Below are 12,077 nucleotides of genomic sequence, written 5' to 3' on the forward strand. Positions count from 1 at the left end.
CGTCACCGGCCCGGGCCGCACCGATCGCGCCGCCCGCTCCGGTGGCGGCGAGCGCCGCCGCGGTCATCGCCAGTCCCGCCGCCGTCGCGCGTCGCCGCCTGAGCAGTGCCCGACGCAGCCGCCGCTTGGATCCGCGCACCCGCAGCGGGCCGAAATGCGGCACCCCGAGCGGCTCCGGCGCGGCAGGCGGGGGAAGGGGCGGAAACGAGGGAAACGGGGGCTGGGCGGGCGTGGGATGAGGCGCGGGGGGAGGGAGGGGAGAGGACGGATCGTGGGTGAAGGGACGGGACATGGCGACCACCGCCTGACGTGAGGAGCTGTTGCGATCGCTCCCCACGATCCACGGCCCGCGCCGATCCCGCAGCGGCCTGTGGATCAGCTCCCGATTGTGGACAACTCCCTCACCCGCGCGAGTGGTTCACACCGGTACCGGCGGATTTCCGGATCTCCGACGCATGGCTCGCCGGGGCCGGGGGCAACTCGTGATCAGGGCAGTCGGAGCCCGGTATCGATTCCGTCCAGCGCATGCGAGCACAGACAGTCTCGCGTCTCGCTCGGCTGCAATCCGCCCACCGCGTCGAAGAGCACGGAGCGCAGCCGGTCGACATTGGAGGAGAAGACCTTGAGGACCTCTTCGTGCGAGACCCCCTCGCCGGTCTCGGCCCCCGCGTCCAGATCCGTCACCAGAGTCATGGAGGTGTAGCAGAGACCGAGTTCACGAGCGAGTACGGCCTCGGGGTGCCCGGTCATCCCGACCACCGACCAGCCCATCGCGGCGTGCCACCGCGACTCCGCCCGCGTAGAGAACCGGGGGCCCTCGATGACCACCAGCGTTCCGCCGTCCACCGGCTCCCAGTCCTGTCCGCGCGCGGCGGCGAGCGCCGTCTTCCGCCCCTCCGGGCAGTACGGGTCGGCGAGCGAGATATGCACGACCTTGGAAGCGCTTCCGTCGGGCAGCGGCAGGCCGTCGTAGTAGGTCTGGGCGCGCGCTTTCGTACGGTCCACGAGCTGGTCGGGGACGAGCAGCGTGCCCGGTCCGTACTCCGCTCGCAGCCCGCCCACGGCGCAGGGACCCAGCACCTGCTTCACTCCGACCGAGCGCAGCGCCCAGAGGTTGGCGCGGTAGTTGATGCGGTGCGGGGCGACACCGTGCGTGCGTCCGTGCCGGGGCAGGAACGCCACCCGACGACCGGCGATCTCGCCGAGGAAGAGAGAGTCACTGGGGGGCCCGTACGGGGTCTCCACCTGGACCTCGGTCACGTCCTCCAGGAAGGAGTAGAAGCCGGAACCACCGATCACGCCGATCTCTGCGTTCACCATCCGATCACACTAGCCGCCGTCGTACCGAGATACGCGAAGGACCCCGACCGTGGAGACGACGGGGTCCTGGCGAAGAAAGGCGCACAGATGACGCAGGAAGAACTTCGGGACGAATCGACCCGCTGGTCAGGCTGCCGAAGAGCCGCCGGAGCCGCTCGACGAGCTGGAACTGGACCCGGAACCCGACCCGGCGCTCGAACCACCCGAGGAAGACCCGGAGCCTGAAGCCGAGGACGAGGCGGACACGCCGGCCTTTGACTCGGACGACGAGGACGACTTCGCACCCGAGGAAGTCGTCGTGGCAGGGGCGCTGCTCGACGACGAGCCGCGGCTGTCGTTGCGGTAGAACCCGGAGCCCTTGAAGACGACACCGACCGCGGAGAACACCTTCTTCAGGCGCCCCTCGCAATTCGGGCACACAGTGAGGGCGTCATCGGTGAACTTCTGCACCGCTTCTAGGCCCTCGCCGCACTCGGTGCACTTGTACTGGTAGGTCGGCACTTGCTCCTCCTGGCACTCTCACTCAATGAGTGCTAACGACGCTCCATAGTGACGTATTCCGCGCGATCAGTCCACTGCCACCGGCACGCGGTGACTCATCCCACGTGCGGCGACCCGTCCGAGAGCCTGCGGGGACAGCCGCGAACGCAGTGCCATCAGGACCATCAGGGCCAGCGCGGTACCCGCGAGGGGCACTGTGAATCCGGCCCGCGCGCCGAAGGCGTCGGCCAGCTGCCCGGCGACGGTGACCGCCGCGGCCTGTCCGAGTGCGACCGCGCCGGTCAGCCAGGTGAACGCCTCGGTGCGGGCCGACGCGGGCACCAGCGAGTCGACCAGGGTGTAGCCGGTGATCAGCGCCGGCGCGATGCAGAGGCCGACCAGCAGACCGAGGCCGGCGAGCAGCGGCACCGAGTGCACCGCCCAGAGGACGGAGGTGGCCAGTGTCAGCGCCGAGTAGCCGATCAGCAGCCTGCGCCTGGGCCCGATCTTCCAGGCGAGTGCGCCGCACACGATCCCGGCGAGCATGTTGCCCGCCGCGAAGATCCCGTACAGCAGACCGTTCACGCCGGGGTTGCCCAGCTCCTCGGCGAAGGCAGTGAGGGAGACCTGCATGCCCCCGAAGACCGAACCGATCCCCAGGAAGGCCACGGCGAGCACCCGTACCCCCGGTACGGACAGTGCGGACGTACGGGGCTCCGCCGACGCGCCCTCGCCCCGCCCGTTCCGGCCGGGACGCGGCTGGCTGCCGCGCTGGGCGGCGAAGAGCAGCCCGCCGATCAGCGTCAGCGCGCCTTCGGCGATCAGCCCGGCCGCCGGATGCACGCCGGTGCACAGCGCGGTCGCCAGCACCGGCCCGATGACGAAGGTGAACTCGTCCGTGACGGATTCGAAGGCCGCCGCCGTCGGCAGCAGAGTGGCTCGCGCGCCGGACCGGTCGCCGCCCAGGACCGCCGCCCAGCGGGACCGGACCATGGGGCCGATCTGCGGGACGGAGGCCCCCGTCGGCACGGCGGCCACGAACAGCGCCCACAGCGGTGCGCCGGCCAGGGCGAGGGCGATCAGAGCGGCCACGGACGCGGTGTGCAGCAGCACCCCTGGCACCAGTACCGCGCGCTGTCCGAACCGGTCCGCGAGCTTCCCGCCCTGCGGAGCGAAGAGTGCCATGGACACGCCGGTGACCGCGGCGACGGCGCCCGCGCTGCCGTACGAGCCCGTGGTGTGCTGCACCAGGAGCACGATGCCGATCGTCAGCATCGCGAAGGGCTGTCGGGCGGCGAAGCCGGGGAGCAGGAACGACCAGACTCCGGGCGTCCGCAGCAGCCGCCCGTATCCGGGTCGAGGCGCCGAGGGCGCCGGGGATTCTTCGCTGGTGCCGGCCGTCTCGGCCCGGCTGACCGTGTTGCGGGACACGGTCCTTGCCTTTCTGCCGCCTGGTAGCGCGCGTCCCGGGAGTCCGGGCGTGGCCGAGAGCTGTCCTCTTGCGCGTAACTGCGGTAGATGCCAGGTCCCACCAGGGGGACGCCACGGCCGCCATACGGGTCGCGCCAGCACTGCGTCAGGCAGAGTTGGTTCGATCAAGTGCGCCTTTATCGTACAGGCACTGACCGCCGCACGGCCTGGGAAAGGCCCAAGCCCTTTCCGTCCCCACCTCCGATTAAGAGAGTTTCCCGGCGATCCCCGAGCCTCGTCCCGAAGCCGAGCCACCGCCCCCGCCGGTACCTCTGCCGCTGCCCGTGCCTCGGCCCGTGCCGAGCCAGCCGGCCAGCTTTCCGCCCTGGGCGACGGCGCGCAGCCGCTGCTCCGCCGCGTCCCGCACTGGATCCGTCGCCACTACCAGCAGCTCGTCGCCGCGGCGCAGCACCGTCGCCGGCAGCGGAACGAAACTCTTGTCGTCCCGGACGACCAGGGTCACCGCGGATCCCGGAGGGAGCCGCAGCTCGGCGACCTCCACTCCGTGCATCTTCGACCCCTCGGGGATCGCCACGGAGAGGAGATGTCCGCGCAGCCGTTCCAGGGGAGCCGACTCGATGCCGAGATCCGCGGTGTCGGTGGACGCGCCGAGCCGCAGGGCCTTCGCCAGCCAGGGCAGTGTCGGCCCCTGGACCAGCGTGTACACGACGACGAGGAGGAAGACGATATTGAAGATCCGCAGGCTTCCCTCGATGCCCGCCACCATCGGAATGGTGGCCAGGATGATGGGCACCGCGCCGCGCAGCCCCGCCCAGGACATCAGCGCCTGCTCCTGCCAAGGGATGCGGAACGGCGCCAGGCTGACCAGCACCGCCAGCGGCCGGGCCACGACGGTCAGGACGAGGCCGACGATCAGCGCGGGCATGAAGTCGTCGCCCAGCTGGTGCGGTGTCACCAGGAGCCCGAGCAGGACGAACATGCCGATCTGGGCGATCCAGCCGAGACCTTCCGCGAACCCCCGGTTCGCCGGGGCGTGCGGCAGTTTCGAGTTGCCGAGGACCATCGAGGCCAGATAGACGGCCAGGAAGCCACTGCCGTGGGCGGCGGCGCCGAGGGCGTACGCCGCGACCGCGATGGCCATCACGGCGATCGGGTAGAGCCCGGAGGCGGGCAGCGCCACTCGCCGCAGGCCGAAGGCACCGGCCCAGCCGACCGCGAGCCCGATACAGGCACCGATCGCCAGCTCCAGCGCGATCTCGCCGAGCAGCACATACCAGTGCTCGACGGGTCCGGCGGCGGAGAGCGCGACCACCATGATCACCACGGGGGCGTCATTGAACCCCGACTCGGCCTCCAGCGCCCCGGTCACCCGGGACGGCAGCGGCACCTTGCGCAGGACGGAGAAGACCGCGGCGGCGTCCGTCGAGGAGACGACCGCGCCGATGATCAGCGCCTGCCGCCACTCCAGACCGATCAGATAGTGCGCGGCCGTCGCCGTCACGCCCACGCTGACCCCGACCCCTACGGTCGACAGCGCGGCGGCGGCGGGCAGCGCCGGTCGCACTTCTTTCCACTTGGTGCCCAGACCGCCTTCGGCCAGGATCACCACCAGAGCCGCATAGCCGATCACCTGGGTCAGCTCGACATTGTCGAACTTCACGTGGAACAGGCCGTCCTGCCCTATGACGACCCCGATGCCGAGGTACAGCAGCAGGCTGGGAAGCCCGCTCCGTGAGGAGATCCGGACGGCGGCGACCGCGATCAGCAGGACGAGGGAGCTGATCAGCAGAAGTTCATTGAGATGGTGGACAGTCAGCGGCCGATCCTTCCCCTCGCGCACACCGGATCGTTTCTCCGGCAGCCGGTACTTCGTTACCTTACCTAATCTTTAACGATTTCTTGACGCTTTCGAGCGTCAGTACGATCAGACACGCGATCTTCGCCGTGACGCCGGAGCGCTACCGGGGCGGGCCCCTGTGTGATTTCCGTCGCGATCGCGGAGCGAATCAACCGATAAACCCCCGTGTGAATCAGGAAGTGATCGTCGGATGAACCGCACTAGATGACACCGCGTCCGGCGCGGTGGAGAGCTGCGCCTATGGTTGCTCCAGCATTTCCAGGACCACCCTGCCCCTCGAAGGACAGCGATGCCCGCCAACACAGCCCCCCCTTCCGGCAAAAAGAAGGGGCGACGCGCCCGTCTGATCGTGATCGTCCTGGTGCTGGCGCTTGTCGCGGGTGTCGGGTACGGCGCGTACTGGGGCGTCAGTACGGTCCGTGCCTCTTTCCCCCAGACCACGGGGACAGTCAAACTCCAGGGCCTGTCGGGCTCCGTGGAGGTCAGACGCGACGGTAACGGCATCCCGCAGATCTACGCGGACAGCGACCAGGACCTGTTCCGTGCGCAGGGCTTCGTCCAGGCGCAGGACCGCTTCTGGGAGATGGACGTACGCCGCCATCTGACCTCCGGCCGCCTCTCCGAGATGTTCGGGAAGGGGCAGGTCAAGACCGACACCTTCCTGCGCACCCTGGACTGGCACGGAGTCGCGCAGCGGGAGTACGACACCAAGCTCTCGGCGGAGACCAAGAAGAACCTGCGGGCATACGCGGACGGGGTGAACTCCTACCTCAAGGGCCGCTCGGGCAAGGACATCTCGGTCGAGTACGCCGCGCTGAGCTTCACGAACAACTACCAGCCCGAGAAGTGGACCCCGGTCGACTCGGTGGCCTGGCTCAAGGCGATGGCGTGGGACCTGCGCGGCAACATGCAGAGCGAGATCGACCGCTCGCTCATGACGAGCCGGCTGAGTGACAAGCAGATCGACGAGCTGTACCCGAAGTATCCGTACAGTCGCAACAAGCCGATCGTCACCGAGGGCGGGATAGACCCGGTCACCGGGAAGTACGACCCCAAGGCCGAGCCGAGCGGCGAGGACCCGACGGGCGACGGTACGGGTACCGGCACGGACCCGGGCGCGGGCGACGGCACGGGCACCGGCACCGGCATCGATCCAGGGACCGGCACCGGCACCGGCACCGGAACGGAAACCGGGGCGGGTACCGGTACCACCGACCAGACCGGTACGGGTACGGGCACAGGCACCGGCTCCGCCGACAACGTCAGTTACACCGCCTCCGAGGCCGCCGAGGGGCTGCAGTCCCAGCTCGGCGCCCTCTCCGGCACCCTGGACGAGATCCCCGCGCTGCTCGGCCCGAGCGGCAGCGGCATCGGCTCCAACTCCTGGGTCGTCTCCGGCCGGTACACCACGACGGACAAGCCCCTCCTCGCCAACGACCCGCATCTCGCGCCCCAGCTGCCCTCGCTCTGGTACCAGATGGGTCTGCACTGCCGCAGCGTCTCCGCGAGCTGCCAGTACGACGTCGCCGGCTACACCTTCGCCGGGATGCCGGGCGTGATCATCGGTCACAACCAGGACATCGCCTGGGGCTTCACCAACCTCGGCGCCGACGTGACCGACCTCTTCCTGGAGAAGGTCAGCGGCGACTCGTACCTGTACGGCGACAAGGAGAAGCCGTTCAAGGTCCGCGAGGAGACGATCAAGGTCGCGGGCGGCGCCAGCAGGAAGATCACCGTCCGCTCCACCGACCACGGCCCGGTGGTCTCCGACCGCGACAGCGAGCTGAAGAAGGTCGGCGAGAAGGCTCCGGTCGGCAACGTCGCGCCCGACCGGGGTGACGGCTACGCGGTCTCCCTCCAGTGGACCGCGCTCGAACCGGGCAACTCCATGGACGCGGTCTTCGAGATCGACAAGTCCAAGGACTTCACCGAGTTCCGCAAGGCCGCCGAGCACTTCGAGGTCCCCTCGCAGAACCTCGTCTACGCCGACACCAAGGGCAACATCGGCTACCAGGCACCGGGCAAGATCCCCGTCCGTTCCCGTGGCTTCGACGGCAGGACACCTGCTCCGGGCTGGGACCCGAAGTACAAGTGGGAGGGGTACATCCCCTTCGAGAAGCTGCCGTACGAGTACAACCCGAAGCGCGGCTACATCGTCACCGCCAACCAGGCGGTCATCGAGGCCGGGAAGTACCCGTACACGCTGACCGAGGACTGGGGCTACGGCGCCCGCAGCCAGCGCATCACCGACCTGATCGACTCGAAGATCAAGGACGGCGGCAAGATCTCGACCGACGACATGCAGAGCATGCAGCTGGACAACAGCAGCCAGATCGCCAATCAGCTCAAGCCCTACCTGCTGAAGATCAACGTCTCGGATCCGGCCGTCCGTGAGGCGCAGAAGCTCCTTGAGGGCTGGGACAACACCCAGGAAGCCGACTCCGGCGCCGCCGCCTACTTCAACGCGGTCTGGCGCAACGTCCTCAAGCTGGCCTTCGGCAACAAGCTCCCCAAGGAACTGCGCGCCCAGGGGGATTGCATCAACGTGCCCCCGGCCAACGGTTCGGGCCCGGTCGACGACGACCAGCGCGTGGTGCGCGAGTGCGGCCAGCGCAGCCCCGGCCAGGCCGAGCCAGACGGGGGCGACCGCTGGTTCGAGGTCGTGCGCAACATCCTCAAGGACGAGGACAACGAGTGGTGGAGTTCGCCCGCCACCCGTAAGTCCTCCGCGACCAAGACCCGCGACCAGCTCCTGGAGCGCGCCATGACCGACGCGCGCTGGGAGCTGACCGCCAAACTCGGCAAGGACGTCTCCAGCTGGAGCTGGGGCCGGCTCCACCAGCTGCAGCTGAAGAACCAGACCCTGGGCACCAGCGGCCCCGGCGTCCTCAAGCAGATGCTCAACCGGGGGCCGTGGAACCTCGGCGGCGGTGAGGCCGCGGTCAACGCGACGGGCTGGAACGCCGCGGGCGGTTACGAGGTCCTCTGGGTCCCGTCGATGCGGATGGTCGTCAACGTCGGCGACTGGGACAAGTCCCGCTGGATCAACCTCACGGGCGCCTCGGGACACGCGTACAGCGCGCACTACACGGACCAGGCGGACAAGTGGTCCAGAGGCGAGCTGCTCGACTGGTCCTACTCCTCCGACGCGGTCAAACGCGCCACACAGGACACGCTGACCCTGACCAAGGAGTAGAAGGAGAGCAGGCGAGCGGCGGCTCGCCGGACAGCCGACAGAACGCCGCCGCGAAAGCGCTCAGGGGCCGAAGCGCCTGACACCCTCCGGTGTCACCACGGCCAGCACGGGGTGGTCGTGCGGTTCCTCCGGGACCCGCGCGACCACCTCGTTCGCGTACAGCAGCACCACCAGCGCGGGACTCGCCCCGCCCCGTACCAGCCGCTCCAGGACCCGGTCGTACGAGCCGCCGCCGCGTCCCAGCCGCATCCCGCGCCCGTCCACCGCGAGGCCGGGCAGCAGCACCGCCGCCGCCTCCAGGACGGCCTCAGGACCGAGCCGTGTGCCTCCTGGCTCCAACAGGCCGCGTCCCGCGCGCACCAGGCGCTCGGGGCCCTCGTACACCGCCCAGTCCAGGTCGTTGTCCGCCATGAGCACCGGCAGCAGGACGCGTGCTCCCCGCGCCCGCAGCGCGTCGAGCAGCGCGCGCGTACCGGGCTCGCGGCCGACCGAGACGTAGGCGGCGACGGTACGGGCCTCGGCCAGTTCCGGCAGATTCAGTGCCCGCCGTGTCAGAACCGACTCGGCCGCTCGCGCGTCTTCATTGGACAGCAGGGCTCTCACCGCGAGGAGTTCACGGCGCATGGCCGATTTCCCGGACGTGTCCTCACTCACTTCACGGCCTACTTTCCGGCTCAAAAGCCATCACAAACCCCATATATGAGAGCGTATGAGCCGAAAGTTAACCGGAGTATCATCTTCAGCCCATACTGGCCGGATAGTGTTCGCCGTATGACTCACTCGCCCTCCAGGATCACCAAGGCCGTCATTCCCGCCGCCGGCCTCGGAACCCGCTTCCTGCCCGCCACCAAGGCCACTCCGAAGGAGATGCTGCCGGTCGTCGACAAGCCGGCGATCCAGTACGTGGTGGAGGAGGCGGTGGCCGCGGGGCTCTCCGACGTTCTCATGGTCACCGGCCGCAACAAGCGCCCTCTTGAGGACCATTTCGACCGGAACTACGAGCTGGAGCAGGCGCTCACCCTCAAGGGAGACACCGAACGCCTCTCCAAGGTCCAGGAGTCCAGCGACCTCGCCACCATGCACTACGTGCGCCAGGGCGACCCCAGGGGCCTCGGACACGCCGTGCTGTGCGCCGCTCCGCACGTCGGCGACGAGCCCTTCGCGGTCCTGCTCGGTGACGACCTGATCGACCCGCGCGACCCGTTGCTGGCCCGCATGGTCGAGATCCAGGAACAGCGGGGCGGCAGCGTCGTCGCCCTCATGGAGGTCGACCCGGCGCAGATCCATCTGTACGGATGCGCCGCCGTCGAGGCCACGGAGGACACGGACGTCGTCAAGGTCCACGACCTGGTCGAGAAGCCCGACGTCGCCGACGCGCCCAGCAACTACGCCATCATCGGCCGCTATGTGCTGGACCCCGCCGTCTTCGAGATACTGCGCAAGACCGAGCCGGGCCGCGGGGGTGAGATCCAGCTCACCGACGCGCTCCAGCAGCTCTCCGCGGACGAGAAGGTGGGCGGACCGGTCCACGGCGTCATTTTCCAGGGCCGCCGCTATGACACCGGTGACCGGGGCGACTATCTGCGTGCCATTGTCAGACTCGCATGCGAACGTGAAGACCTGGGCCCGGACTTCCGGACCTGGCTGCGCAGTTACGTCAGCGAGGAGATGTAGCACGTGAGCAGTACGGCAGACCCGGCACCCGCGGCGGGCCGCGATCAGTTCTGGTCGGTGGAGGAGCACCTGGCGGACATCCTGGCGACGGTCCGCCCGCTCGACCCCATCGAGCTGCAGCTGCCCGACGCGCAGGGCTGCGTCCTGGTCGAGGACGTCACGGTGCCGGTGGCCCTGCCGCCGTTCGACAACAGCTCGATGGACGGCTACGCGGTCCGTACGGCCGATCTCGTGGGAGCCACCGAGGAGTTCCCGGCCGTGCTGACCGTCATCGGCGATGTCGCCGCGGGCAGCGGCGACCTGCCCGAGGTCGGCCCGGGGCAGGCCGCCCGCATCATGACCGGCGCCCCGCTGCCGCCCGGCGCCGAGGCCGTCGTGCCGGTGGAGTGGACCGACGGCGGCGCGGGCGGCGGCGCGGTCACCTCGATGCGCCCGGCCGGCCCGTCGCGCGACGGCGCGAGCGGCGAGGTGCGGGTCCACCGCCCGGCCGAGCCCGGCGCGCACATCCGCGAGAGCGGCAGCGACGTACGGGCCGGTGACCTCGCCCTGGAGGCCGGTACGGTGCTGGGGCCGCCGCAGATCGGCCTGCTCGCCGCCATCGGCCGGGGCAGGGTCCGGGTCCATCCGCGCCCGCGCGTGGTCGTGCTCTCCACCGGCAGCGAGCTGATCCAGCCGGGCGAGAAGCTCGGCGAGGGCCAGATCTACGACTCCAACAGCTTCGCCCTCACCGCCGCGGCGCGGGACGCCGGAGCCATCGCCTACCGCGTCGGCGCCGTCACGGACGACGCGGACGACCTGCGCGCCGCCATCGAGGACCAGCTGATCCGCGCCGACCTGGTCGTCACCACGGGCGGGGTCAGCGTCGGGGCGTACGACGTCGTCAAGGAGGCGCTCTCCTCGGTCGGGGACGAGGACGAGGCGGGCAGCGGCATCGACTTCCGCAAGCTCGCGATGCAGCCGGGCAAGCCCCAGGGCTTCGGCTCGATCGGCCCCGAACACACCCCGCTGCTCGCCCTCCCCGGCAATCCGGTCTCCTCGTACGTCTCCTTCGAGCTGTTCGCCCGCCCCGCGATCCGCGCCCTGATGGGGCTCAAGGACGTCCACCGTCCGGTGGTCCGCGCGACACTCGCGACCGAAGGGGCGATCTCGTCACCGGCGGGCCGTCGCCAGTTCCTGCGCGGTACGTACGACACCGAGGCGGGCACGATCGCCCCGGTGGGCGGCGCCGGCTCGCATCTTGTCGCCGCCCTCGCCCACGCCGACGCGCTGATCGTGGTGCCCGAGGAGACCGTCTCCGTGCAGCCGGGTACGGAGGTCGACGTGGTCCTGATCGGCTGACCGGCGCGTGGTGGCGGTACCGTGTCTGCCCACACAGGCCCTGTCGGGCCCGGACCGGGAGCGCCAGCAGCGAATGACCGTGTTTTCCCGGGGGGAGACCCCCGGACCCCATCAGCGGGACCCCCATCAGCAGGACAGTGACGGCGCCGTCGGCCTGACGCACCTCGACGAGTCGGGCGCGGCCCGCATGGTCGACGTCTCGGCGAAGGAGATCACGGCGCGCACGGCACGGGCCAGCGGCCGGGTCCGCGTCTCGCCACGCGTCGTGGAGCTGCTCAGGAGCGGTGGAGTGCCCAAGGGCGACGCCCTCGCCACAGCCCGTATCGCCGGCATCATGGGCGCCAAACGGACCCCCGACCTGATCCCGCTCTGCCACCCGCTGGCCGTCTCGGGCGTCACGCTCGACCTCAGCGTGGCGGACGACGCCGTCGAGATCCTGGCCACGGTCAGGACCACCGACCGCACGGGCGTCGAGATGGAGGCCCTGACGGCGGTCTCGGTGGCCGCGCTCACCGTGGTCGACATGGTGAAGGCGGTCGACAAGGCCGCGGTCATCACGGACGTACGGGTCGAGGAGAAGACCGGCGGCAAGTCCGGTGCCTGGACCCGCCCGGAGCGCGCCGGGGGTGGTACGGCATGAGCGGACCGGCGAGACACGACGCGCCGGCGGGCGCGGCGGAATCCGGGGGCGCCCCCGACCTCCGAGGCGCCCCCGACCTCCAAGGCAGCGAGGACCTCCGAGGCACCGACGCCCCTCAGGGCGTCCGTGCCTCGGAGGTC

9 protein-coding genes are annotated in these 12,077 nt (G+C 70.0%); 4 read left to right on the forward strand and 5 right to left on the reverse strand.

The annotated features are described in order from the left end of the window. Positions 1 to 486: 486 nt before the first annotated feature. The 4 genes from DVH02_RS23780 to DVH02_RS23795 all read right to left on the reverse strand — a co-directional run bounded on the left by DVH02_RS23780 (position 487) and on the right by DVH02_RS23795 (position 5,071). A complete protein-coding gene (locus DVH02_RS23780; protein WP_114625870.1) occupies positions 487 to 1,320 on the reverse strand; it encodes an S-methyl-5'-thioadenosine phosphorylase in 834 nt (277 codons plus the stop codon). A gap of 126 nt (positions 1,321 to 1,446) precedes the next feature. Then, positions 1,447 to 1,821: an FmdB family zinc ribbon protein gene (locus tag DVH02_RS23785; RefSeq protein ID WP_114625871.1), complete on the reverse strand. Its 375-nt coding sequence runs from the start codon at positions 1,819 to 1,821 to the stop codon at positions 1,447 to 1,449. A 66-nt stretch (positions 1,822 to 1,887) separates the two neighbouring features. Beyond that, the gene (locus DVH02_RS23790; RefSeq protein WP_233518425.1) at positions 1,888 to 3,141 is read right to left on the reverse strand and encodes an MFS transporter; all 1,254 of its coding nucleotides are present in this window, start codon (positions 3,139 to 3,141) and stop codon (positions 1,888 to 1,890) included. A 334-nt stretch (positions 3,142 to 3,475) separates the two neighbouring features. Continuing rightward, the gene (locus tag DVH02_RS23795; protein WP_233518424.1) at positions 3,476 to 5,071 is read right to left on the reverse strand and encodes a potassium/proton antiporter; all 1,596 of its coding nucleotides are present in this window, start codon (positions 5,069 to 5,071) and stop codon (positions 3,476 to 3,478) included. A gap of 307 nt (positions 5,072 to 5,378) precedes the next feature. Between DVH02_RS23795 and DVH02_RS23800 the strand changes: the two genes are divergently transcribed. Continuing rightward, the gene (locus DVH02_RS23800; protein WP_114625874.1) at positions 5,379 to 8,285 is read left to right on the forward strand and encodes a penicillin acylase family protein; all 2,907 of its coding nucleotides are present in this window, start codon (positions 5,379 to 5,381) and stop codon (positions 8,283 to 8,285) included. Between the two features lie 60 nt (positions 8,286 to 8,345). Here DVH02_RS23800 and DVH02_RS23805 read toward each other — a convergent pair whose 3' ends face one another. Beyond that, positions 8,346 to 8,909 carry a 5-formyltetrahydrofolate cyclo-ligase gene (locus DVH02_RS23805; protein ID WP_199566394.1) on the reverse strand — a complete coding sequence of 188 codons (564 nt, stop codon included), beginning with the start codon at positions 8,907 to 8,909 and terminating at the stop codon, positions 8,346 to 8,348. 147 nt (positions 8,910 to 9,056) lie between these two features. Here DVH02_RS23805 and galU point away from each other — a divergent pair, with 147 nt between their 5' ends. The 3 genes from galU (at position 9,057) to moaC (ending at position 11,937) form a co-directional block, all read left to right on the forward strand. Further along, complete coding sequence (galU, locus tag DVH02_RS23810) at positions 9,057 to 9,959, forward strand: UTP--glucose-1-phosphate uridylyltransferase GalU (protein WP_114625876.1); 903 nt, start codon at positions 9,057 to 9,059, stop codon at positions 9,957 to 9,959. Positions 9,960 to 9,962: 3 nt separating this feature from the next. Further along, the gene (gene glp / locus DVH02_RS23815) at positions 9,963 to 11,297 is read left to right on the forward strand and encodes a molybdotransferase-like divisome protein Glp (protein WP_114625877.1); all 1,335 of its coding nucleotides are present in this window, start codon (positions 9,963 to 9,965) and stop codon (positions 11,295 to 11,297) included. A 73-nt stretch (positions 11,298 to 11,370) separates the two neighbouring features. Continuing rightward, entirely contained in the window at positions 11,371 to 11,937 is a 567-nt protein-coding gene (gene moaC / locus DVH02_RS23820; RefSeq protein ID WP_114625878.1) for a cyclic pyranopterin monophosphate synthase MoaC, read from the forward strand. Positions 11,938 to 12,077: the final 140 nt, after the last annotated feature.

The sequence above is a fragment of the Streptomyces corynorhini genome, assembly GCF_003346515.1.
In the GTDB taxonomy this organism is placed as follows: domain Bacteria; phylum Actinomycetota; class Actinomycetes; order Streptomycetales; family Streptomycetaceae; genus Streptomyces; species Streptomyces corynorhini.